The sequence below is a fragment of the Aurantiacibacter gilvus genome (assembly GCF_038289935.1).
GTDB classification, from domain to species: domain Bacteria; phylum Pseudomonadota; class Alphaproteobacteria; order Sphingomonadales; family Sphingomonadaceae; genus Alteraurantiacibacter; species Alteraurantiacibacter gilvus.
On sequence record NZ_JBBYHV010000002.1, the window covers coordinates 80772 to 104497 of the forward strand.

22 protein-coding genes are annotated in these 23726 nt (G+C 63.1%); 6 read left to right on the forward strand and 16 right to left on the reverse strand.

From position 1 onward, the window contains the following. Positions 1–118 precede the first annotated feature (118 nt). Together AAEO60_RS10360 and AAEO60_RS10365 are read right to left on the reverse strand one after the other, a co-directional pair. Positions 119–1816 (reverse strand): GMC oxidoreductase, encoded by a 1698-nt coding sequence (locus AAEO60_RS10360; RefSeq protein WP_341673642.1) that lies wholly within the window; start codon positions 1814–1816, stop codon positions 119–121. A 20-nt stretch (positions 1817–1836) separates the two neighbouring features. Then, positions 1837–2439, reverse strand: coding sequence for a gluconate 2-dehydrogenase subunit 3 family protein (locus tag AAEO60_RS10365; RefSeq protein ID WP_341673643.1), 603 nt, complete (start codon positions 2437–2439; stop codon positions 1837–1839). Between the two features lie 121 nt (positions 2440–2560). Here AAEO60_RS10365 and AAEO60_RS10370 point away from each other — a divergent pair, with 121 nt between their 5' ends. Then, positions 2561–3541 carry a sugar phosphate isomerase/epimerase family protein gene (locus AAEO60_RS10370; RefSeq protein WP_341673644.1) on the forward strand — a complete coding sequence of 327 codons (981 nt, stop codon included), beginning with the start codon at positions 2561–2563 and terminating at the stop codon, positions 3539–3541. On the opposite strand, the gene AAEO60_RS10375 is transcribed toward AAEO60_RS10370, so the two are convergent. The 5 genes from AAEO60_RS10375 to AAEO60_RS10395 form a co-directional block, all read right to left on the reverse strand. Beyond that, entirely contained in the window at positions 3538–4395 is an 858-nt protein-coding gene (locus AAEO60_RS10375; RefSeq protein ID WP_341673645.1) for a sugar phosphate isomerase/epimerase family protein, read from the reverse strand. The two genes, AAEO60_RS10370 and AAEO60_RS10375, sit on opposite strands and share 4 nt — an antisense overlap. Before the next feature lie 6 nt (positions 4396–4401). Further along, positions 4402–5706: an MFS transporter gene (locus tag AAEO60_RS10380; protein ID WP_341673646.1), complete on the reverse strand. Its 1305-nt coding sequence runs from the start codon at positions 5704–5706 to the stop codon at positions 4402–4404. Positions 5707–5742: 36 nt separating this feature from the next. After that, positions 5743–6624 (reverse strand): alpha/beta hydrolase, encoded by an 882-nt coding sequence (locus AAEO60_RS10385; RefSeq protein WP_341673647.1) that lies wholly within the window; start codon positions 6622–6624, stop codon positions 5743–5745. 101 nt (positions 6625–6725) lie between these two features. Next, positions 6726–8018, reverse strand: coding sequence for a sugar isomerase (locus tag AAEO60_RS10390; RefSeq protein ID WP_341673648.1), 1293 nt, complete (start codon positions 8016–8018; stop codon positions 6726–6728). A gap of 18 nt (positions 8019–8036) precedes the next feature. Then, on the reverse strand, positions 8037–10142 hold the full coding sequence (locus AAEO60_RS10395) for a bifunctional rhamnulose-1-phosphate aldolase/short-chain dehydrogenase (protein WP_341673649.1): 2106 nt from the start codon (positions 10140–10142) through the stop codon (positions 8037–8039). Positions 10143–10246: 104 nt separating this feature from the next. Between AAEO60_RS10395 and AAEO60_RS10400 the strand changes: the two genes are divergently transcribed. From AAEO60_RS10400 to AAEO60_RS10415, 4 genes are read left to right on the forward strand one after another with little or no spacing between them, the layout of a single operon-like run. Next, entirely contained in the window at positions 10247–11635 is a 1389-nt protein-coding gene (locus AAEO60_RS10400; protein WP_341673650.1) for an FGGY-family carbohydrate kinase, read from the forward strand. After that, positions 11632–12786: an FMN-dependent L-lactate dehydrogenase LldD gene (gene lldD, locus AAEO60_RS10405; protein ID WP_341673651.1), complete on the forward strand. Its 1155-nt coding sequence runs from the start codon at positions 11632–11634 to the stop codon at positions 12784–12786. Before AAEO60_RS10400 ends, lldD begins: the two co-directional genes overlap by 4 nt. Next, positions 12783–14048: an MFS transporter gene (locus tag AAEO60_RS10410; protein ID WP_341673652.1), complete on the forward strand. Its 1266-nt coding sequence runs from the start codon at positions 12783–12785 to the stop codon at positions 14046–14048. Before lldD ends, AAEO60_RS10410 begins: the two co-directional genes overlap by 4 nt. 10 nt (positions 14049–14058) lie before the next feature. After that, a complete protein-coding gene (locus AAEO60_RS10415; protein ID WP_341673653.1) occupies positions 14059–14838 on the forward strand; it encodes a DeoR/GlpR family DNA-binding transcription regulator in 780 nt (259 codons plus the stop codon). Between the two features lies 1 nt (position 14839). On the opposite strand, the gene AAEO60_RS10420 is transcribed toward AAEO60_RS10415, so the two are convergent. The 7 genes from AAEO60_RS10420 to AAEO60_RS10450 form a co-directional block, all read right to left on the reverse strand. Continuing rightward, positions 14840–15103 (reverse strand): SDR family NAD(P)-dependent oxidoreductase, encoded by a 264-nt coding sequence (locus tag AAEO60_RS10420; protein ID WP_341673654.1) that lies wholly within the window; start codon positions 15101–15103, stop codon positions 14840–14842. Between the two features lie 196 nt (positions 15104–15299). Beyond that, a complete protein-coding gene (locus AAEO60_RS10425; RefSeq protein ID WP_341673655.1) occupies positions 15300–16355 on the reverse strand; it encodes a sugar phosphate isomerase/epimerase family protein in 1056 nt (351 codons plus the stop codon). 17 nt (positions 16356–16372) lie between these two features. After that, a complete protein-coding gene (locus AAEO60_RS10430; RefSeq protein WP_341673656.1) occupies positions 16373–17488 on the reverse strand; it encodes a Gfo/Idh/MocA family protein in 1116 nt (371 codons plus the stop codon). Positions 17489–17715: 227 nt separating this feature from the next. Next, positions 17716–18480 carry a TIM barrel protein gene (locus AAEO60_RS10435; RefSeq protein ID WP_341673657.1) on the reverse strand — a complete coding sequence of 255 codons (765 nt, stop codon included), beginning with the start codon at positions 18478–18480 and terminating at the stop codon, positions 17716–17718. A gap of 79 nt (positions 18481–18559) precedes the next feature. Further along, positions 18560–18709 carry a hypothetical protein gene (locus AAEO60_RS10440; protein ID WP_341673658.1) on the reverse strand — a complete coding sequence of 50 codons (150 nt, stop codon included), beginning with the start codon at positions 18707–18709 and terminating at the stop codon, positions 18560–18562. 42 nt (positions 18710–18751) lie between these two features. Continuing rightward, the gene (locus AAEO60_RS10445) at positions 18752–19999 is read right to left on the reverse strand and encodes a TonB-dependent receptor domain-containing protein (protein ID WP_341674675.1); all 1248 of its coding nucleotides are present in this window, start codon (positions 19997–19999) and stop codon (positions 18752–18754) included. A gap of 417 nt (positions 20000–20416) precedes the next feature. Beyond that, on the reverse strand, positions 20417–20932 hold the full coding sequence (locus tag AAEO60_RS10450; RefSeq protein WP_341673659.1) for a TonB-dependent receptor plug domain-containing protein: 516 nt from the start codon (positions 20930–20932) through the stop codon (positions 20417–20419). Between the two features lie 402 nt (positions 20933–21334). Between AAEO60_RS10450 and AAEO60_RS10455 the strand changes: the two genes are divergently transcribed. Further along, positions 21335–22003 carry a TetR/AcrR family transcriptional regulator gene (locus AAEO60_RS10455; RefSeq protein ID WP_341673660.1) on the forward strand — a complete coding sequence of 223 codons (669 nt, stop codon included), beginning with the start codon at positions 21335–21337 and terminating at the stop codon, positions 22001–22003. Positions 22004–22097: 94 nt separating this feature from the next. Here the strand turns inward: AAEO60_RS10455 and AAEO60_RS10460 are convergent, their stop codons facing one another. Continuing rightward, positions 22098–22814, reverse strand: a complete 717-nt coding sequence (locus AAEO60_RS10460) for an IS6 family transposase (protein WP_341673661.1) — start codon at positions 22812–22814, stop codon at positions 22098–22100. Positions 22815–22876: 62 nt separating this feature from the next. Beyond that, the gene (locus AAEO60_RS10465; protein ID WP_341673662.1) at positions 22877–23560 is read right to left on the reverse strand and encodes a helix-turn-helix transcriptional regulator; all 684 of its coding nucleotides are present in this window, start codon (positions 23558–23560) and stop codon (positions 22877–22879) included. Positions 23561–23726: the final 166 nt, after the last annotated feature.

A 23726-nucleotide genomic window follows, 5' to 3' on the forward strand; every position in this document is an offset into this window, starting at 1 on the left:
CCGCCCGATTTCGGACAGTCGGCCATTCAATGGAGGGAGGCTAACACCCGGCAATTTCACAATCAATCATTTTCACTAACAAATGATCATTTAGGCGGCTAGCCGCTTCGCTTTTTCTCTACAGTGCGCCTTCCGCAAGCATGCTCGCAGTTGCATCGGCGGCGCGCGCCGACAGGGCCATATAGGTAAGCGACGGATTGACGCACCCGCTGGATGCCATGGCCGCGCCGTCGGTGATGAACAGGTTGGGTACGTCGTGCGCCTGGTTCCACTTATTGAGTACCGACGTCGCCGGATCGGCGCCCATGCGCGCTGTGCCCATCTCGTGAATGCCCAGCCCCGGTGGGGACGGCGTGCCGAGCGAGGTGACCACCGTGCCGCCCGCCGCCTCTGCCATGGCGCGCCCGTCCTCCTGGATCGCGGCGGCAAGCTTAAGCTCGTTCTCGCGCAGAGCCACGTCGATGTGCGCGACCGGAATACCCCACTGGTCGGTTTCGCTGGTGGACAAGGAAACGCGGTTGTCGGGGTGCGGCAGGATCTCGCCGAAACCAGCCAAGAACATCTGCCATGTGCCAAGCTGACGGCCGCGTGCCTTCAGGTCTTCGCCGATGCCCGGCCCCGCCATCGCGGCCCCTGCCCCGCCGTTGCGGGAAAAGCCGCCCTGGAAGCCGTAGCCGCGCAGGTAATCCCCGTCTGCACCGCCAAGGTTGCGATACCGCGGGATGTAGAACCCGGTCGGCCGCCGCCCGAAATAGAAGGTATCAGGCATGTTGTCGAAGGTGGCCACGGTCAGCAGGCCATAGAGATGGTCCATGATGTTGCGGCCGACCATGTCGCTGGAATTGGCCAGCCCGCGCGGCATGGCCTCGCTGGTGGAATTGAGCAGGATCTGCGCCGTGCCGATGGTCGAGGCGTTGCAAAAGATCACCTTGGCGGTGTGCGTCGATCCTTCCTTCGTATTGGCATCGATCACGCGCACGCCGGTCGCCTTGCCCGATGCCGCATCGTATTCGATCGAATGGACGATGGCATCGGTGATCACGGTGAGGTTGCCCGTGCGCTGCGCCGCCGGCAGCGAGGAGTTCAGGCTGGAGTGGTAGGCGCCGAAGGTGCAGCCGCGTTCGCACAGGCTGCGGACCTGGCACGGGCCGCGGCCCAGTTCGCGGTGATGTTCGCGCGCCTCGCGCAGGTTGGCCACGCGTCCGGGGATCACCTTGCGGCCGGGAAAATTGCTCTCCACCGCGCGCTTGAACTGCAGTTCGGCATCGTTGAGCTCGAACGGCGGCAGGAAGTCGCCATCGGGCAATTGCGGCAGCCCCTCGCGCGAACCGGACACGCCGATGAAGTTCTCGATGTGGTCGTACCACGGGGCGATATCGTCGTAGCGGATCGGCCAGTCGGACCCGTGCCCGTCGCGCGCATTGGCCTCGAAATCCATCGCCGAGAGGCGGTAGGACTGGCGGCCCCACATGATCGAGCGGCCACCCAGGTGATAGCCGCGGATCCAGCTGAACGGCTTGTTTTCGGGCGTCTGGTAGGGATGCTCGCTGTCCTTGACGAACAGGTGCTTGGTGGCGCTGGACAGGGCATAGCACTGGCTCTGCACCGGATAGTCCTCGGCCAGCTCCACTTCCGGGATGTTGCCCGCATTTGGCAGGTCCCACGGCTGCATCCAGTCGGTCTGGTCGGCCTGGTTGCTGCGGTCGATATTGCCGCCGCGCTCCAGCACCAGCGTCTTCAGGCCGCGCTCGGTCAATTCCTTGGCAGCGATGCCGCCGCTCATGCCCGAGCCGATTACGATTGCGTCAAAATCCATGGAATGCGTCCCTTCGCAACTCAGAACATGCCCGGCCCGCCCTGTGGGCGAGTCTCGGGCGTCACGGGCACGGAGGGATCCCACCGTCCGGGAATGTGGGTGTAGGCGATCTCCTGCGTGAGCGCGGGCTCTGACAGGTAGAACAGCACGACCACCAGCTGCTTGAAGCGCTGGTAATCAGGGTTGCTGGCAGGCGGCGGGCCAAAGGGGCTTCCCCCGCCACCTTCTGCCGGTGCCAGCGCCTCTGTATCGAAGGCAGTGAGTAGTTCGGCCTGACGGGCTTCGGACAATCCGGCAAAGTCCGCGCCATCCGGATCGAGAGCGCCGAGCGTCTCCAGCACACTGGCCATCGCTTCGCGCGTTTCGGGTGAGGCCCAGTTGGCCATCAGGCCTTCGAAACTGGCAGGCACCCCGGCATCGATCGCGCCGACCGTGTCTCCCGTGGGGACGATGACATTCGCCAGCGCGGTGATCAGGGCCATGTCTTCCGCACTGTGGCGGAACGGGCTGTCCGAATCGGCAAAGCCGATGGCGTCGCATGCCCCGATCGCGGCGGTCGCACCCGCCAGCACCAACGCGCGTTGCAGCAACGCGCGGCGGTTCATCCCGCCAGTTTCAAACATCCATTATCCTCCCAGACTTCCGGTAAACTACGAAACGCACAAGCTTCCGGCAAATCGATCCATCGGATAGAATGAAATCGGCTCGGCGAATATGCCGGGGAGTGGAAAGGACCTGAAAAAAATGATCGTATTGGGCAGGCGCGCGCTGTTGCGCGGTATGGGGGCCGTGGGCGCAGCAGCGTTCATTCCCGGATGCAGCGGATCGGAAACTCCGGCGGCCTCGGCGAGGTTCTTCGAGCGGATCGGCAAGCCGGTGGGCATCCAGCTCTACGCGCTGGTCGGGCAGGATCCGGTGGAGGACCCGGCGGCCCTGTTCGCGCAAGTGCGCAACATGGGCTTTGGCGAGATGGAACTGCCTAACCTGCTGGGCCACGAACCGGCTGCACTCAAGGCGGCGGCCGATGCTGCCGGTATCCCGATTGCCAGCCTGCACGTACCAGCCAAGGCCTTCGACCTGACCGGCGACGGGCTGGTGTTCGGCGACAATCCCGGCGCAGTCGCAGATGCGGCAGCGGCGCTGGGCGTCACCAACGTGGTGATCCCCTTCCCCGTCTTGCCGGACGATTTCGGTGTTCAGGAGGGCGAGCAGTTCCCGCAGGCGATCAGCCGCACCTTCCAGGCGGCCACGCTGGAGCATTGGCAGGCCTCAGCCGAACTGTTCAACCAGCTGGGCAGCGCCATGCGCGATCGCGGGATCACGCTGGGCTATCACAACCACAACCTCGAGTTCGCGCCGCTGGGCGACACCACGGCCTGGGACGTGCTGATGGCCGAAACCGACCCGGACCTGCTCAAGTTCCAGCTCGACCTCGGCTGGGTGGCGCAAGCGGGCCGCGATCCCGTTGCCGAGCTACAATCCCTGTCTGGACGCGTCGTCTCGCTACACGTGAAGGACATCGCTGCCGACAGCGGCCAAAGCTTCTATTTCGGCATGAGCCCGACCGAGGTCGGCTCGGGCACGCTCGACTGGGCGAACATCCTGCCTACCGCCGAAGCCGCTGGCGTCTCGCACTATTTCGTCGAGCAGGAACCGCCCTTCGCCATGCCGCGCGAGGAAGCCATGGCGCAGTCGCTGGCATACCTGCAGAACCTGGAAGCCTAGGCGGTCTCTAGACGGTCGCGGATATAGGCGTGACCCTCGTGCACGACCTCCAGCGGGTCGGCAAAGAAGTCACGCCAGACGCAGGTGGCAGCAGCCAGTTCGGGCACGGCTTTGCCGAATGCCTCGATGGTCAGCCAACCGTCGTAGTCCAGCGCATCAAGCAGGTGGATCGTCTCGCGGATCTTCGCATGCCCCTTGCCCGGGGTGCCGCGGTCGTTCTCCGAAATATGGACGTGCACCAGCCTGCCGCTGGCGTGCAGGTCGCCCAGCGCGGTGACGGGGTCCTTTTCCTCGATGTTCGCGTGGAAGGTGTCGTAGAGTACGCCCACGCGCGAATGGCCCACTCGGCTGCATAGCGCCTGCCCCTGCTCGGCGGTATTGAGCAGGTAGGCTTCGAACCGGTTGAGCGGCTCCAGCGCCAGCGTCACCCCTCTGCCATCGAGCTGCGGCACCATGTCCGACAGGAAGGCGGCGCACCGCTCCAGCTCGGATTCGGTCGGCCCGACACCAGTGAACTGGCCCAATTGCTGGAACATCGGTCCGACGACCATGTCTGCGCCCAATTCGGCTGTGCAGTTGACGACATCACCAAGGAAAGTTCGCGCGGCGGCCTGTTCGGGTTCATCAGGCGAGACCGGGTTGCCCGCGGCGCCAGTGAAGGCGCTGGACACAGTCCGCGCCAGCCCGAGGTCGTCGAGCAGCCTGCCAAGATCACGATAGTGCGCCGGATCGGTGGCGTCGAATATCGGCACCTCGACCCCGTCAAAGCCGGTCGCGGCGATCTCTTCCAGCACCGGCCGCAGGTCGCGGGTTACGTGCCCGGTCCACAGCAGCAGGTTGATGCCGATCCGCATGTCGGATCAGGCCTTGCGCCGCGCGCGTTCCACCAGCCAGACCAACCCGAACACCACGAACAGCACCACCGGCACCACGGCAATCGCCTGGAAGCTCTGCTCGGCGGCATGGGCAAGTGCGGCATGCAGTTCCGGACCCGGTTGCAGGGCGGCGAAGGCCTCAGTCCCGCCTGCGGCCTCAAGCTTGGCCTCGTCGTAGATCTTGCCGATTTCGGGCAGCACAGCGTAGATCGCCATGGCTCCGGCAAAGCCGGTGATGCCGATGCCCCAGGGCCCGCTTGCGGGATAGCGGCGGGAGACGGCAGCCAGCATCGTCGGCCACATGAAGCACACGCCGATCGCCCATGCCGTCGCCGCCAGCAGCGCCGTGGCGGGCGAGTTGGCAAGGCTCAGCAGGTAGAGGCCGATGGCCGCCGGGATCGTGCAGACGCACAGCAGGCCGATGTCGGAAAAGCGTCGCTCCAGCGGACCGGCAAAGTGGCGCATGACGAACATGATTGCAGAGACATAGACCAGCACCAGGATGCCCGGCATGCCCACCGTCTCGGTCAATGCCACGTCCACCCAGCTGCCTGGTGCCAGTTCCGCCGAAGCAGTCAGGAACATAATCGCCGGGAAAATCCAGAAGCCGGGACGCTTGAACGGCTCAGCCATCATGGTGGCGAACGGCACGCCCTTGGCGTTGGTCTCGGTCGGCGGGAAGTCCTGCGCCAGCGCCCATGCGCCGCACAGTACGGCAGGCACGATGATAAGCGCGATCATGACCTGCCAGGACACGCCCGACGCTTCGTACAGGAACACCGAGGCCAGCCCGCCAACGATGATCCCGAAAGGCCACCAAGCATGAAGCGCGTTGAGCTTGCCGGTCTTGTCTTCGGGATAGATTGCCGTTGTCACGGGGTTCACAGATGCTTCCATCGCGCCCCAGCCTAGGCCGCAAACGACCATGCCGATGTTGAGCACGATGTAGGTGGTTGCCCCGTCACCCGCGGACGGCGACAGCAGGATCAGCACCGGGCCGACGATAAAGGTGGCAGCGGAGAACAGCACCACCTTCTTGGCGCCGAACAGGTCCAGCAGCGGACTGATCGCCAGCAGGCTGAGCGCGAAACCGAGGAAGGAATAGCCAAGCGTGGCGGCGATCATCTCGCCTGAAGCCATCGGCATGTAGGGATCGAGCAGCGTCTCCTTGATCGCGCCGGAAACGCCCGTGCGGATCGAGAAGCCGAGTGCCGCCGTGAACAGCAGCAGCACGCAGATCCAGAAAATCGCCCGCGCATTCGCGGGTACCGTTTGGGCCTCATCAGTCATCGTGATCCCTCTTTCGTCCCGTCTTGTTCTGTTATCTTACTGTAGCGCCAGCCAGGCTAGGTACTGGTCGATCCACAGGTCGCTAGTGGTGCCCTGCGGTCGCAAACCAAAGCCGTGCTCCCCGCCCGAATAGAGGTGGAACTCCACCGCCTGGCTTTCCGCCAGCCAGCTGTCGACCATGGTTAGGCCGCCTTGCCGGAACAGCGGATCGTCCACGGCGATGGCCATGAACAGGTCCGGGCGCGGCCCCGGGGCGATGGTCTGCGCCATCGGCGGATAGATCAGGCCGACATGGTCAAGCAGGGCAGCCTCGGGATGGTTTTCCAACAGGCGGATGGTGGTGCGCGAACCGGCGGAAAACCCGATTGCGCCGATGGAGCCGGGATCGATTTCCCATTCTGCGGCGCGTTCGCGGATCAAGGTGATCGCGGCGGCGAGATCGTCCACCGCAGGCGGATGGTCGGGCAGTTGGCGCTGCCCCAGGTTGCCGAAATCGGCGACCAGCGCGGCGATGAATTCCTCCATCCCGGCGGGCGTGGTGCGCGGTCGGTACTTGAGTACGAAGGCGGTATACCCCTGCGCGGCCAGCCTTTCCGCGACCCAGAACCCCTCGCTTTCGATCGAGACGAAGGAATAGCCACCGCCCGGCACAACGATGACCGCGCGCCCGTTGCCACGGCCGTTCTTCGGCGCCACGCGGTACAGCCCCGGATGCGACACGTTGCGCACCCAGACCTGCCCGAACACGCGGTTCCACTGCTCGGCATTCTCGCTTTGGGGGTCAACCGTCGGCAGCGGGATCAACTCGCCCTGTACCGGCGGCACCACCTCCGCCGCAAACATCGACGGGTCCGGCTGTGCGGTCGCCGTTGCGGTAATCAGCAAAGCTGCAAGAAATCCAAGTGCTGCCTTCAGCATGCAATATCCCCTTTTCCCAAGTGGACGTTCATGCCGGACTTGAGCCGCGCAGGTAAATCGAAATTGCTGATAGCTGGCTATCCACCGCAGCACTTGCTGCCTCAGACGATACCCGCGCCCTGCCCCACGGCCTTGCGTTCCTGCGCCTTGCGCTCGCGGTACTGGCTGGCGCGATAGGTGCCAAGCCAGTCGATCGCCCCGCCCTGCTCCGCACGCGCCTTGGCAAGGATTGGGCCGACGTCGGTTTCGTAGGCCTGCCGCAAGGTGCGGAAGGCCAGCATGACGTCGTTCGCCTCCTGCGCGGCGCGAAGCGCCTCGCGGTCCACCAGCTGCGAGCGGACATAGCATCCGGCGATGGCTTCGGCGGACGACAACATGGACTCGATCGGATCGGTAACGTTGTGCGACTGGTCGATCATGTAGGCGGGATCGAAGCCGCCACGCGGATCGGCTTCGGCCTCGGCCAGTTCATTGAACACCAGGAACAGCTGGTGCGGATTGATCGACCCGGAATCGAGGTCGTCGTCACCGTACTTGCTGTCGTTGAAGTGGAACCCGCCTAGCTTGCCCGCGCGGTGCAGGCGGGCGACGATCTGCTCGATGTTCACATTGGGCGCGTGGTGGCCAAGGTCGACGAGGCACTTGCACTTGTCGCCCAGTTCCTGCGCCGCCATCAGCGAAGAGCCCCAGTCGGAAATCACGCTGGAGTAGAATGCGGGTTCGAACATCTTGTGTTCGAGCATCATCAGCCAGTCTTCGGGCAGGGCTGCGTAAACGTCCGCAGCGGCATCAAGATAACGATCAAGGCTGCGGCCAAGGTCCTGCTGGCCTGGCAAGTTTGTGCCGTCACCGACCCAGACGGTCAGCCGCTGCGAGCCGATCTGCTTGCCGATTTCTATGCAATCGATGTTGTGTTCCACGGCCTGTTTGCGCGTGGCTTCCACCGTGCTGGAAAGCGAACCGGCGGCATAGGTCTGCGCCTGTCCCGGCTGGTCCTGGAAGGTGTTGGAGTTCACCGCGTCGAAGTGCAAGCCGTAGCCCTCTGCTTCCTCGCGCAGCGCGGAGTAGTCGTCCACGCAGTCCCATGGGAGGTGCGGCGAGACGCCCGGCGTCGTGCGGCCCAGCTGGTTGATGACGGCGCAGTCTTCCAGCTTCTCGTGGATGTTGGTCGGCTCGCCTGCCAGCGGGAACTTGGCGAACCGCGTACCGCCCCGGCCTGCGCCCCAGCTGGGCACGGCAACAGCCCAGCCCTTGGCCTTGTCGGTAACGGCATCGATAGCCACGCCTTGCCGCTCCAGCTTGCGCCCGAGACTGGCGTAGTCGTCCTCCAACGCGGCGGCATGGCGCGCGTTGCTTTCGGCGATCAGCTCGGGCGAAATTACCGTGTTCTGCATGTCTTCTCCCCGCGCCTGCTAGCGCGTAAACGCCTGCACGTTACCGGCATCGACGTTGATCATGTTGCCGGTCGACTTTGCGCTGGCTTCGCTGGCGAGCCAATAGGCGGCTTCGGCGATATCCTCGGGCAGCACGTCGCGTTTCAGCATCGAGCGGTTGCGGTAGTGCGCTTCCAGCTCCTCGCCCGCGTCCACCTTGTTGGAGGCGGCGCGTTCCTTGCGCCAGTCGCCATCCCAGATGCGGCTGCCCTTGATCACAGCGTCCGGGTTGACGACGTTGACGCGGATGCCCTCGGGCGCGCCTTCCAGCGCGAGGCAGCGCGCGAGGTGGTTGGCCGCCGCCTTGGCGCTGGCATAGGCCGATGCGCCGGCGGCTGCGGCCACCGCATTCTTGGACCCGATGAAGACTACCGAAGTACCGCCCTGGTCGTTCATCTGTTTCAGCAGGCCCCAGGCATGCTTGGCGGTGAGGAAATAGCCCTGCGCGAGTACGTCGTAGTTGCGGTCCCACAGTTCCACGGTGGTCTGTTCGATTGGCGCGCTGGAGGCGATCCCGGCATTGGCGACGAGGATGTCCAGGCCGCCGAATTCGCGCGCGCAGTTAGCGAAAGCCGCAGCAACCTGTGCCTCGTCGGTAACGTCGCAGGTGACGCAGCGGACTACGTCCTTGCCGTATTGCCTGGCGAAACTCGCGCGGACTTCTTCCACCACGTCGCCGTCACGGTCTGCCAGCATGACGCAGGCGCCGCCCTTCAGCAGCCGCGCTGCGGTTGCCGCACCGATGCCGCCAGCACCGCCGGTGACCAGCGCAATCTTGCCGACCATTTCCTTCGGCGCAGGCATACGTTGCAGCTTGGCTTCCTCGAGCAGCCAGTACTCGATGTCGAAAGCTTCCTGCTCGTCCAGCGCGATATAGTCGCCAATGGCTTCAGCTCCGCGCATGACGTTGATGGCGTTGAGGTAGAACTCGCCTGCGATGCGCGCCGTGGCCTTGTCCGCGGCAAAGGTGATCCGGCCCACGCCGGGCACCAGCACCACCACCGGGTTGGCATCGCGCATGGCTGGGGAGTTGGCGCGCTTGCAGCGCTCGTAATAGGTCGCATAGAGCTCGCGGTATTCGGCCAGCGATTCCGCCAAGTAGGCGTCATCGTCCAGCTTCGCGGGATCGAGCAGCAAGGGCGCGATCTTGGTGCGCAGGAAGTGGTCGGGACAGCTTGTGCCCAGCGCCGCAAGGCGCGGCAGGTCAGCCGAATTGGCGAACTCGAGGCTGGCCTCATCATCCGAGAAATGCCCGACTTTTCGGCGCGCGCCGGTCATCAAACCGCGAAGGCGCGGCATCAGGTCTGCTGCGATGGCGGCGCGGTTTTCGTTGGGAGCGGTAACCGCGCCGCCAAAGGCCGGATTCCCGGCAAGCTTGTTGTTCAGGTAGTCAGCTGCCTCGGCGATCAGGTGGACGGTCTGCTCGTAGCAATCTTTCGCCGTGTCGGCCCAGCAGATGATCCCGTGACCGGCCAGCATGGCGCCTTTGGCTTGGGGATTGGCCCTCGCGAAATCGCGGATCATCACGCCCAGCGTGAAGCCCGGGCGCTTCCAAGGCAGCCAGCCAATCGCATCCCCCCATATCTCTTTCGTCACCGCCTCGCCGTTCGACGAAGCGGCCAGCGCAATGACCGCATCCGGGTGGACGTGGTCGATGTGCTTGTAGGGCAGCAGCGAATGCAGCGGCGTGTCGATCGAGGCCGCGCGGCTGTTCAGGTTGAAGGTGCAATGTGGCAGGAAGCCGACCATCTTGTCGTCGTCTTCCTCTCCCGCATAGTGGCCTTCCAGCGCCAGCAGCTTGTCTTCGTAAAGCGTGGCAAAGCCGTCCAGCTTCATCGAGCCGATGTCGCCGCCAGAGCCCTTGACCCACAGCACCTCGACCAGTTCGCCGGTCAGCGGATCGGTCTCCATCACCTTGGCCGAGGTGTTGCCGCCGCCAAAGTTGGTGACGGTCAGGTCGCTGCCCAGCAGGTTGGAGCGATAGAGCAGCAGCTCCGATTCGCTTTTCCCGGCTGCGGTGGAATCGTCCCAGCGACTGGCGGGGATCGCGAAGGGAATGGCCTCTCCGGCCAGAGGTGTCTGCATGTTCATCACGATCGAGACCCTAGCATTTGCACTTTTCAATAACAATCATTTTCGCTAACAGGCAATCATGAAAGTGCAATGACAGGCGCTACGGGAGGGAAGTCTTGAGTCAAGGTTGGGCCATTGTCCTTGATGTCGGGAAGACACTGAGCAAGCTCAGCCTGTGGTCGCGCGACGGCCGCATGCTCGACCGTGCCACCCGCCCCAACCAGTCAACCAATGGCGTGCTCGACACCGCCGGAACGACGGACTGGGCAATCGAAACGCTCAAGCAATGGGCCAGCCATCCGGTAGAATACATCGTACCCGTGTCGCATGGCGCGGCAGTGGCTGGCATTCGCGGCAAGGCGCCGGCCTTTGCAACCCCGAACTACGAGATGGAACTGCCGCCCCATGAACTGGCCGGCTACCGCGAGCAGCGCGATCCTTTCGCCGAAACGGGCTCGCCCGCCCTGCCTGCGGGACTCAACCTTGGTGCGCAGTTGCACATGCTCGAAGCGCAAGCCAGCATACCGTTCGGCTCCGAAACTCTGATGCCCTATGCCCAGTACTGGGCCTGGTTACTAACCGGCGTGGCGACGAGCGAGGTCACCAGCCTCGGTTGTCATTCGGACTTGTGGAACCCGAGCTCCGGGCAATTCTCCACCATGGCCAAGCGCCGTGGCTGGGCTGACCGTTTCGCACCGCTGGCAAAGGCGAGCGACGTGGTCGGTACGCTGAAGGCGGATCTCGCCGACTACATCGGACTACCTGCCACGGCCAAGGTGCTTGCCGGTCTCCACGATTCCAACGCTGCCCTCATGGCGGCGCGCGGTTTCGCCGAGATTGCCGATAATGAAGCGACAGTGCTCTCAACCGGCACCTGGTTCATAGCGATGCGGCTCGCCAAGCAGTCCCTGAACCTACTAAACTTGCCAGAAGCGCGCGATTGCCTCGTCAATGTCGATGCCTACGGGCAACCCGTTCCGTCAGCCCGGTTTATGGGCGGGCGCGAAATCGAAAGCCTGATCGAGATCGACACCCGCCGTGTCGACATCAAGCCAGACCAGTCCCACCTCCTCAGCGCAGTTGATGGCGTGGTGGACAGCATGGCCATGGTCCTGCCGACGCTTGCGCCCGGCAACGGGCCTTTCCCCGATGCTGCAGGCGGCTGGGCCAACCGGCCGACCGAATGGTACGCCCGCCGCGCCGGTGCTTGCCTCTATGCCGCGCTGGTGGCTGACGTCTCGCTCGACCTGATCGGATCGCAGGAACGCCTGCTAGTCGAAGGCCGCTTTGCCGAGGCCGAAGTCTTCGTCCGTGCCCTCGCGTCCTTGCGGCCTGACACCAAGGTGTTCACCGCGAACGCGCACAACGACGTGAGCTTCGGCGCCCTGCGACTGATCGACCCCACGCTCCAGCCCGATGGCGAACTGCAGCAGGTCGATCCGCTACCCGAGGACCTGACTGCCTACAAGGAAGCATGGCATGAACGCATTGCAGGTGCCGCGTGATCGCTGCTTCCGTCACCGACTATCGCGAGCTGTCGCGGCGGCGCGTGCCGCACTTCCTGTTCGAATACGTCGACGGCGGCTCTTATGCGCAGGTTACATTAGGGCGGAACGTCAGCGACCTGGAGCAGGTCGCCTTGCGCCAGCGCGTGCTGCGCGACGTTTCCAAGATCGACCTGTCGACCACGCTGTTCGGGCAAGAGCTTTCCATGCCGCTGGCCCTTGCGCCTGTCGGGCTGGCAGGGCTCAACGCGCGGCGCGGCGAGTGCCAGGCCGTACGCGCTGCCGATGCAGCCGGCGTGCCTTTTACGCTCTCCACCGTCTCTGCCTGCGCCATGGAGGAAGTAGCCGCTGCGGCCTCGCGGCCCTTCTGGTTCCAGCTCTACATGCTGCGCGATCGCGGCTTCATGCGCGAGATGATCGCGCGGGCAAAAGCCGTCGACTGCCCGGTGATGATGTTCACGGTCGATCTGCCCTTGCCCGGCAGCCGCTATCGCGATGTGCGCTCGGGTCTCTCGGGGGCGGATAACCTGAAGGGCGAGATTCGCCGCATGTGGCAGGTGCTCAAGCGCCCGCGCTGGGCCTGGGACGTGGGACTGAACGGTCGCCCGTTGTCGCTCGGTAACGTCGCCAGCGTGATGGGAGCTGATGCACCGATCTCCGATTTCCTCGCCTGGCTGGGCAGCAACTTCGACCCGTCGGTAACGTGGGACACCCTCGATTTCATCCGCTCGGAATGGGATCGCCCGCTTGTCATCAAGGGTATTCTCGACCCGGGCGATGCGCGCGAAGCAGCAAAGCTGGGCGCGGACGGGATCGTGGTCTCCAACCATGGCGGGCGGCAGCTTGACGGCGCGCTATCCAGCGCCCGCGCCCTACCCGCGATAGCCGATGCCGTGCGTGGAGAAATGACTCTGCTGGCCGACGGCGGCGTGCGCTCGGGCCTCGATGTCGTGCGGATGCTGGCGCTGGGGGCCGATGGCGTACTGATCGGCCGCCCCTGGGTCTACGCGCTCGGCGACAGCGGCGAAACGGGCGTGCGCCACGTGTTGCAACTGATCGAAAACGAAATGCGCGTCGCCATGGCGCTCACCGGAACAACCGCGATCAACCAGATCGACGCGAACATAATTGCACAGGAAGGGATAGCATGAACCAGGTACAGATCGTCGACGATCCGCATATCGAGAAGGACAACTGGAAAGGCACGATCCTTGCCGGTCTTGCCAACTATATCGACAGCGGGTCGATCGTCTCGGGCGCAGCCGCGCTGGCGCTGTGGCAATCGCTCTACGGCCTGTCCGACAACCTGCTCGGCCTCATCGCTGCCTTCGGTCCCAATGCCATTGGTGCGGGGGTCGGCGCGATGATCGGCGGTTGGCTGTGCGACAAGCTGGGGCGTAAGCGCATCTACCAGTATGACATGCTCGTTTACGCCTTCGGCATGAGCATCCTGGTCTTCGCGGTCGCCCCGTGGATGATCGTGCTGGGCTTCATCATCGTCGGCCTTGCCGTGGGCGCGGACATTCCCGCCAGCTGGTCCCTGATCGCCGAGGAAGCGCCAGACGACCGGCGCGGTAAGCATTCGGGCGTGGCGCAGATCCTGTGGAACCTCGGCCCGGTCGTGGTTCTCTTGATGGCGCTGGGCCTGTCCGGGCTGGGCGACCTGGGCGCACGCCTTGTTTTCGCTCACCTCGTGGTCGTGGCGCTGGGCCTCACTTTCCTGCGCCGCAAGATGCGCGAGAGCCGCCGCTGGGAGGAAACCCAGAAGGCCGACTTCAAGGCGCCGCCGCTGACCGAACTGTTCAAAGGCAAGTTCCTTGTTTCGATCCTCGGTCTCGTCGGCATCTACGGGTTCTGGAACCTCTGGGCAGGAACCAACGGCCTGTTCTTCCCATACCTGATGGAAACGCTGGGAGTCGCGACACGCAGCGAATCCATCGCCTTGCAATGCCTGAACTTCGGTCTTGGCATGCTCGCCAACTGGCTGATTTTCATGAAGTTCGTCGACAAGGTCAGCCACAAGAAGATGTTCATGATCTCTGCTGTGATGCAGGTGGTGGGCATGAGCCTGCTGGCGATTTTCCCGCTCAGCGTTCCGGTGGTACTGGCGCACGTGTTGATCATCGGTTTCTTCCAGGGCTTTGGCGCACAGAGCTTCTTCCAGCTGTGGAGCGCGGAGATGTTTCCCACCGCCCTTCGCAGCACGGCGCAGGGCGTCAGTTTTGCCATCGTGCGCATCGTGCTGGGCATTTTCAGCTTCTTCGTGCCGGTACTGGCCAGTTGGGATTTCACGCTATTGGCGTGGATACTTACCGGATTTCTTGTAGTCAGCGCACTGATCGGTTGGCTATGGGCACCTGACAATGCCGGTAAGTCGCTGGAACAGATCCAGCGGGAACAGCAGGGAACCTGACGGTCAGATCATGCACGCCGCTGAACGCGAGAAACTGATCCTGGAGGCGCTGTCCGGAAGCGGCTTCGTCAGTTATCGTGAACTGGAGGCGAGCCTGGCTGCCTCCCCCGCGACCATCCGCCGCGACCTTGCGCGGCTGGAGGAACAGGGGCGCATCCGGCGTGTCCATGGCGGAGCGAAGGCGGTGGAGACGGAAGAGGACACAATCTCGCCGTTGGCCCTGAAGGGCACGCCGTTCGCCAAGTCGATCGCGCTGAACCTTGCCGCCAAGTGTGCGATAGGCAAGGCCGCTGCACAGTTGTGCCAACCCGGGCAGGGCGTGATCATCGACGGTGGCAGCACCACCTACCAGATGTGCGAGCACCTGGCGGGGAAAGACCTGCAGGTGCTGTCCAACTCGCTGCACATCATCAATGCGCTGCTGCCGCAGGATGGCACGACGCTTCTGGTGCCTTCAGGCACGATCTTCCGCGAACAGAACATCATCCTCGCCCCCTCCGGCGAGCACTCGATGCCCGAATTCCACGCCGCCCGCCTGTTCATCGGCGCGGCAGCCGTCAGCGCGCGCGGCATCTTCCAGGCGGACACCGTACTCGTCGCCAGCCAGCGCCGCCTGCTGGAAGCGTCGGACGAGGTCGTATTGCTGGTGGATTCGAGCAAGTTTGCCGTTTCCTCCGGTGCCATCGTCTGCCCGCTCGACCGGATCGACGTGGTTGTCACCGACAGCGGCATCAATGACGAAGTCCGCGCCCTGCTGGAAAAACACTGCGGCCGCGTGCTGGTGGTCTAGGCTACCAGGCGGCTGCTCCAGAATCGACCGGGAAATCTCCGCCGGTGACATAACATGCCTCGTCGCTGGCCAGCCAGATGGCACAGAAGGCGATGTCTTCGGGCTCTCCCAGTCGCTTAAGCATGTTCTTGGCCAAGACCTTTTCCTTTAGCGCAGGTTCGGCCTCCATATGGCGGCTCGTGGCTTCGGTCAGGATAAAGCCCGGACTGATGGTATTCGCGCGGATGCCGTGAGGGGCACCTTCCATGGCCAGCTGGCGCGTCATGGCGAGTATCCCGCCCGGGCCTGCCACATCCGCCGATGGAGGGTACGGAGCCATACCGCCGCAGCCTGCCGGTTACCGGCTAAGACCTGCGCCGCGCCGCCGATGCCGTACTAGCAGGCCAGCCCGCGCCGCAGCCGCAAGTGCCCAGCGCGGGCTGTTCCATCAAGTGGAAGGCCGGCCAGGACCCCAACTGGGGCTAGTCGATCCCCATTACCCGGCGATTGAGATCGCGGTCGGCGCTGCCGGCGGCGAAGTCATCGAAGGCATGTTCGGTCACGCGAATGATGTGGTCGGCGATGAACGGTGCACCTTCTGCCGCGCCCTGTTCAGGGTGCTTCAGCGCGCATTCCCATTCCAGCACGGCCCAGCCGGCGAAATCGTACTGCGCCATCTTGGAGAAGATTGCCGAGAAGTCGACCTGCCCATCTCCCAGCGAACGGAACCGTCCAGCGCGCTCGACCCATGACTGGTAGCCGCCGTAGACGCCCTGCCGCCCGGTCGGGTTGAACTCGGCGTCCTTCACGTGGAAGCACTTGATGCGCTCGTGGTAGATGTCGAGGTAATCGAGATAGTCGAGGCATTGCAGCACGAAGTGGCTGGGATCGTAGAGGATGTTGGCACGCGGATGGTTGTTCACCCGCTCCAGGAACATCTCGTAGGTGATCCCGTCGTGGAGGTCTTCACCGGGGTGGATTTCGTAGGCGACGTCCACGCCGCAATCGTCGAAGTGGTCGAGGATTGGCAGCCAGCGACGTGCCAGTTCGTCGAAGGCGTCTTCCACCAGTCCGGCGGGCCGCTGCGGCCAAGGGTAGATGTAGGGCCAAGCCAACGCACCCGAGAAACTGGCATGGGCGTTGAGTCCCAGACGCTTGCTGGCCGTGCCCGCCTTCTTCACCTGGTCGACCGCCCACTCCTGCCGCGCCTTCGGGTTGCCACGTACGTGTTCCGCCGCGAAGCCGTCGAACATGGCATCGTAGGCAGGATGCACGGCAACCAGCTGGCCCTGCAGGTGGGTGGATAGCTCGGTGATTTCGAGGCCATGCGAGGCGGCGACACCTGCCACCTCATCGCAGTAGTCCTGGCTGTCGGCAGCCTTCTCGAGGTCGAACAGACGCCCGTCCCAGCTGGGGACCTGGATGCCCTTGTAGCCTAGGCCCGAGACCCATCCGCAGATCGCATCGAGCGAGTGGAACGGGGCTGTGTCGCCCGCGAACTGGGCGAGGAAGATCGCCGGTCCCTTGATCGTTTTCATGTGCTCTCTCCCGGTAATCAGACGTTGAGGTCCACCCAACCCGCCTCGGCATTGCTGGCGCGGACGGCGGTATCGATGAAGGCCATGCCGCGCAGCCCTTCGGCGATGCCCAGCAAGCATGGCGCGTCTTCGCCGCGCAGCTTGGCGGCGAAATCGCGGTAGATATTGGCGAAGGCCTCGAGGTAGCCTTCGGGATGGCCACCAGGCGTGCGGGTGAAGCTGGCTGCGAGCGGGCCGAGCGAAGCATCGCCGGCGCGCACCACTTCGGTGCGGCCATCGGCCTGGTGTTGCAGGAAGGAGTTGGGCTCTTCCTGCTTCCAGTTCATCCCGCCCTTGTCTCCGTAGCAGCGGATGCGCAGTCCGTTGAGTTCGCCCACCTCGATCTGGCTGGCCAGCAGCACGCCTCGCGCACCATTGGCAAAGCGCAGCAGCACGGCGCAATCGTCGTCGAGCGCGCGGTTCGGCACCACGGCGGCAAGGTCTGCCAGCAGGCACTTGACCTTCTGACCCGTAACGAACTCGGCGAGGTTGAATGCGTGGACGCCGATATCGCCGATACAGCCGCCCGCGCCCGCTTGCGCCGGATCGACGCGCCATTCGGCCTGCTTGCCCTCTGCGGGCTGTGACAGCCAGCCTTGCGGATATTCGACTACCACCTTGCGCAAGGTCCCGATAGCGCCCGCCGCGATCCGCTCGCGCATTTCGCGGACAAGCGGATAGCCGGTGTAGGTGAATGTGACGCCGAACGGCAGGCCAGCCGATGCCACCAGTCCCGCCAACTCCTGCGCTTCGGCGAGCGTGGCGGTCAGCGGCTTGTCGGTCATCACCGGCAAGCCCGCTGCCAGCGCTGCCCGCGCCGAAGGCAGGTGGTTGTGGTTGGGCGTGACCACGGAGACGAAGTCGATCCCGTCCTCCCGCGCTTTCTCGGCGGCGAACATCTCGTCCAGCGAACCATAGGCGCGGGCCGGATCGATCAGGTACTGGGCGGCAGCAGAACGCGACCGATCGGGGTCTGAAGAGAACACACCCGCCACCAGCTCGATCTCGCGATCCAGCTCGGCGGCGAAGCGATGCACCGGACCGATAAAGGCCCCCGGCCCGCCGCCAATCATGCCCATCCTGAGGCGCCGCATTCTCACTCTCCCAAACAATTTGTAATGCTTATTCTAGTTTGATAACAACCCTTGCGTCAAGGGTCATAGCCCTGATCTGCGGGAGGGTATCATCGTGTTTCTCGGCATCGACTTCGGCACTTCGGGCGTCAAGGCGGTGGTGCTGTCGGCAGATAGTTCGGTCGCTGCCCAGGCGAACGCCCCCCTTAGCTCCAGCGCTCGAGCGGGCGGAGCGGAGCGGAGCGGCGTCAGCCACCCAGCGCCTCGCGTGCCTTGGCGAGCGATTGCTCGCTCGGCATGGTGGGGAAGTATTCGAGCCCGATGGGACCGCTGTAGCCAAGGTCGGCCAGCGCCTGCATCACCTCGGCATAGTTGAGGTCGCCCGTGCCCGGCTCGTTGCGGCCTGGGCATCCCGCGACCTGAACGTGTTCGACCAGGTGCATGCGGCCGGCCAGAACCTCGCGCGGGTCCTCGCCCATCACGCGACTGTGGTAGACATCGTAGAGCAGCTTGAGGCGCGGGCTGTTCACGGCTTCCACCAGGTCGAGGCCCAGCTTGGTGTCGACGAGGTACATGGTCGCGAACAGCTCCGTGTTGAGCGGTTCCGGCACCAGCGTGACGCCGGCCTCCTCGGCCAGCGCGGCGGCGCGTTTCAGCACCCACACGGCATTGGCGAAGTGTTCCTCCTCGCTCATGCCCTCAACGCGGAAGCCCGAGGCAACGATCAGCGGGGGTGAGCCCAGCTTCACCGCTTCGGCCAGCGTATCGGCCACGGCGGCGAGCATTTCGCCATGCTCGGCAGGATCGACGATGGAACGGCGCGGGTCGACACAGATGCCGGTCAGGGCGACGCCCGTCTCGGCCATGGCCGCGGCAATGCCGGGCAGGTCCTTGTCACGCCAGAGATGGAATTCGGCCAGTTCGTATCCCGCGGCTGCTGCCGCCCGGATCCTTTCGGGGAGGCCATCCCCGGCTTCGGCAAATTGCCATTCGACACACGACGACAGTCGCATTGCTGCCAACCTTTCAACGGTCGGCAGGCTGCCGGATGGCGGGGGACAGTCGCCAATCCGTCCCCCGGTAATCAGGTACTTAGTAGTCGACCAGCAAGCGGACACCGTAGGTACGCGGCGTGCCGAACTGCCAGTTGAAGATATCGTCCGGACCGGCCGAGACGAAGCTGCCGTAGGTCAGCAGACGCTCGTTTTCGAGATTGCGAGCGAACAGCTGGATGCCGAACATGTCGTTCGCCGAGCGCCAGTAAAGCAGCAGGTCGGTCTGCGTTTAGCTGCCCTGCTCACCGTCCGAATAGTTGTAGAAGTCGGTGAAGTAGGAGCTCTTGAACGTGGTCGAGACACCAGCGGTCAGCGAGCCGGAATTGCCCAGGTCAAAGGTGTGGTTCAGACCTGCGCGGATCACCCATTCCGGCGAGAACGGCGCGGTGTTGCCAGCGAAGTTGGGCGATTCCACGGCGACCGTCGTCGGATCAAGGTCACCGATACCGTTGATATCGTCGCCGGTACCGGAAACGGTGAAGACGTTGAACTGGGCAAACAGCTCGTCGTACTCGGCGCTGAGGTAGTTCACCGACAGGTCGAACACGGTGTTTGGCGTCAGTTCGGCGACGAAGTCCGCTTCCTGGTCCCAGATCGTTGCCGCACCGGCGTTGAAGGTCTGGCCGCCGACAGTCGTGTCGAGCAGGACGGAGACCTGCAAACCCGAGTAGTCGTAGTAGAAGGCACCGGTGTTCAGCTGGAACTGGCCCATGTTGCCGAAGGTGAACTTGCCGCCGATTTCGTAGGCAATGTTGGTTTCGGGTTCATAGGTACCGACCGAGTCGAAACCGCCGCCCTTGAAGCCGGTCGAAACCTTGGCGAACAACAGGGTGTCGGGGTTCGGCTCGTAGTTCAGGCCGGCCAGCCAGGTCACACGGTCATCCTGGCTGCCCAGGTTGAGCGTGGACAGGAAGGCCATCTGGTTGAAGTCCTTGCGGGCCGGACCTGCGTTGAACAGGTAGGAGTCAGGCGGGCCGGCACCGAACGGCGAACCGTTCAGGTAGACTGCCGAACGCTCGTTGTCGGTGTATCGGATGCCGCCAACTGCCGTCAGCACATCGCCCAACGGAACTTCGATCTGGCCGAAGACAGAGGTACTCTCGCTTTCGACGTCACGACCGAAGTAGCTGAGGAAAGTACCGTTGTTGCCGATCGGCAGAAAGAAGCCGCTTTCGCGGTCCTGCGTTTCGTTGAAGTAGAAGGCACCGACCTGGTAGACGATGCCGTTGTCGAACTCGCCGTTCAGGCGCAGCTCATGGCTCTGCGTTTCGGCTTCATCCATGAACGTGAAGCTGCGGTAAGCCACCGGCAGGGTGACGAAGTTGCTGTCGTCAGCCGAGAAGCCGCGAATACCGGCGATGTAGCTCAGGGTCGCAGCAGGGCTGAATTCATAGGATAGGCGCCCACGCACAGCCCAGGTCTCGTCCTGGATAAGACCCAAGCCGAAGCCGGGCGAAGCATATTCGCCGCGGTCGATACCGTCGAGGAAGTTGGTGCCCGAGGGGACGCAGAGCGTCTGGGTATATGCCGGGGCAACCGGCTCGTAACCGCTTGCGTTACAGCCAGGGCCGGTAGGACCGTTGCCAGCACCATTGAGATCGCCAAAGGCAAACGCCTACGGAGTGAACTCGCGCTCGGCATATTCGGCGGCGATCTGGAAGGTCAGGCCGTCATCGCTTTCGAGCAGCAGCGTAGTGCGGCCACCGAATGCGTTGTTGTCGTCGGAAGCGCCACCAGCGAAAGCCGGGAACGGACCGAAGCCGTAGCCTGCCGGGTGCTCAACATAGCCGTCCCGATCTTCGTAGAAGCCGGAGATACGTAGGCCGCCAATGTCGCCGACCGGGATGTCGATACCTGCGTCAGCACGAACGGCGTCATAGTTGCCGTAGGATACCTAGGCGTTGAAACCGAATTCACCGCTGGGGCGACGGATGATGAAGTTGATCGCACCAGCAGTCGAGTTACGACCATAGAGCGTGCCCTGCGGGCCGCGCAGTACTTCGACGCGGTCGAGGTCGAACAGGGCGATGCCCAGCACGTTGGGACGGTTGATGTATTCGCCATCAATGTTGGCGACCACCGAGGTGTCCTGCGCTTCGTCGTTCGACGTGGTGCCGATGCCGCGCAGGGTGATCTTCACCGTACCCTGGTCCTGCACGACCTGTACGGCCGGAGCAATCGCGGTCAGGTCGTTGGCGCTGCTGAAACCGGCTGCGGCCAGCTCGTCGCTCCCGACGACGTCCATGGCAATTGGCACATCCTGCACGTCTTCGGTGCGGTTCTGCGCGGTCACGTAAATGGTGGAATCGGCCTGTACGCCTTCTTCCCCGTCCTGCGCCATGGCAGGGACCGACATTGCCATTGCGGCGCAGCCGACAAACAGCAACGACTTGTTCGAAATGATCTTCATTACATCCTCCCAGACGGCGCCGGCGGCACCGCGTTTTCTGATCTTTCTGGTTTGCGCCTTTTCACGGCGACTGACGGTTTGCCGCCAGCCAACATCCTCTGATTTAGTTCGGCGCCGCCACGTCGCGTGCAGCCTGGTCTTGCATCTCTCCCACCTGATCAGTGATCGCGCAGTCCAGACATCGAAGCAAATTGTATGTTTCCATCAATCGCTATCAATTCTATGGATACATTGGCGTGCTCGTTGGCGCCTTCCGCCCGTCAGCAACACCCGATCTCAGGCTTCCCAAATCCTCTTCACATCTCTCTCCACCCACAATTCCAAACCGTTATCGAATCAAAACCGATCCACGAATCAAAATTAGAATTGCAGTTCTTATTCCTTTGAGCGATTGGAGCAGATATGTCAATCATCGGACCAGAAACCGCTGCGCTCGCCGAAGGTGCTCCCAGCCGGAAACCGCGCCAGGGCCGCAGCCTTGCTTCGTTCGAACGCATGCTCGACGCGACCAAGGCGCTGATGCTGGAACGGGGCAGCGACGACTTCACCCTGCAAGACGTCAGCGACCGCGGCAACGTGTCGATCGGCTCGATCTACCTGCGCTTCGAAAGCAAGGACCGGCTGATTCACGCAGTGATCGCGCAGGAACTGACCACGGTGATCGAGAGCGAGAAGGCCATGCTCGACCTGGTGCTGGCGCAAGCGAGCGACCTCTCCGAGTTCCTGACCATGTATATCGACCGCTACAGCGCTTTCCTGGCGGACAATGCCCCGTTGCTGCGCACGATCATGCAACGCGCGTCCTTCGATCCGGCGGTATCCGGCCCAGGGCGGGAAACCGCGCGCAAGTCCGCGGCCATGTCGATCGACGCCATCATGAGCTTCGAGAAGGAAATTGGCGGCGCCGACAAGGCCATCAAGGCCGAAGCCATCTTCCAGATCATCTTCGCCACCATGGTCCGTCAATTCGGCTTGGGCGCAACGGCGGAATCGGGCGACGTCGATGTCTGGCGCGTCACCAAGGGCGAACTGGCCCGGATGGCGCTAGCCTATCTCAAGTTCAAAGGCTGAACCGGCAATTTTTCCATCGCCCGTTGCAATGGTGCTGTCAGTCTAACGGCAACTCGTCTCCGATTTGCACAACTCGGCCTTTGCCGTCCAGAATTCAGGCCGCAAGTTTCTGCCACTCAGCCAAGGCGGCTGAGCGAGCTGCTTTGTAGGTCTGGCGATTTACGAGGTGGCGCTGAGTATCAAAGTGATTGTAAAAATTGGCGTGGACCGAGGCGAATTTCTGCAAGCTTTTCATCCTGCGGTACCGCTGCATGACCCGCTCTCTTCGTCGAAACGGTAAGTGCGAATTCTCGGCTCGATTGTTGAGCCATCTGCCCATTTCGCGCCAATTTTCGATGTCCAGTTCGCGCATCGCAGCAGGGTAGGATTTGAGGCCGTCGGTGACGATGGTCTCGGCTCGCCCGTGCCGCTTCAGCGTCTTCTTGAAGAACCGCAAAGCGGCCGATTTGTCGCGTTTCTTGGTGACGTAGCTTTCGAGGATCTCGCCCTCATGATCGACCGCGCGCCATAGGTAGTGCGTCTCGCCATTGATCTTCACGAAGACCTCATCGAGGTGCCAGCGCCAATGCGTGAAGTCTCGCATCCTACTGATCCGTTGGCGCTTGATGTCAGCCGCGAACATCGGGCCAAAACGGTTCCACCAAAACCTCACGGTCTCGTGGCAAATATCTATGCCTCGCTCAAACAGCAGGTCCTCTACATTGCGCAAACCCAGCGGGAAGCGGACGTACATCATGACAACGAGCCGAATGACCACGGGCGATGAGTTGAAACGTTTGAATGGGCTATCCGGTTTGCGACGTCTGGGCATCCAATCGCCCTACCCGTGCCGCATCAATCCGCAAGCGGTGCAGTTATTCTGACATGACCCGTTCAATGGCTGAGAAGCCTCGTCACCAGTTCCGTCCGGGATGAAACCCCGGTTTTACCGAAGATATTGAAAAAATGCGCCTTAACCGTGGCGACTGTGACGTTGCACAGGTTGGCGATTTCCCGGTTGCTTGCGCCACTGAGCAGATGCTGGACGACCTCCACTTCACGATTGGTCAACTGGCTGGCGAAGGCTGAGGCACGCCATTTTGCGTCATCTGTACTGGCGTTCAGATAGGCGGCGAGCGCCAGATGCAGGAACGGCTTCACCTTCTCGATCAACTCGAGATCGCTGGCACGAAACCGCCCTGATCGCTCGTCGCGAATCATGCCGATACCCATGGCGATGCGTCCGTCAGGCCTTCTGAAAAACATCTCCACTTCGTCGCAATAACCATGACGATGCAAGAAGCCCTCGAGATAGCCGGCAATGTCGCGGTGCGCTGAAATATCCTGCAGCGCGACGATGTCTTTCCCCGAAGGCTGATGCAGGGCAGGAAGGAAGGGATCGCATTCGCAGTAGTCCTGCCGGTATTCCTGCAATTGTTCGCGCGACAAACCATCCAGCCTGTGTCCGAAGGGGCGTCCCTGCTCGTCAACGAAGTAGCAGCTCGCACCGGCGATGGGCATCAGGTCGCGAATTGAAGCAAGCAATTGATCAATGACTGAACCGGGTATCGGTAGCATATGGAACCCTCTGCCTCCGCGTCCTTCTCACGACATGTCTCCTGAAGATCCCGAGCCCGCGCTTTGTATTTCCGGCCAAGTTTGAGCGATTGCCGCCTTCTAAGCCTTTGGTTGAGTAGTCGGTCGCCGATATGCCTGCCAGCCTGACCTCTCGGCAAAGAGCAGG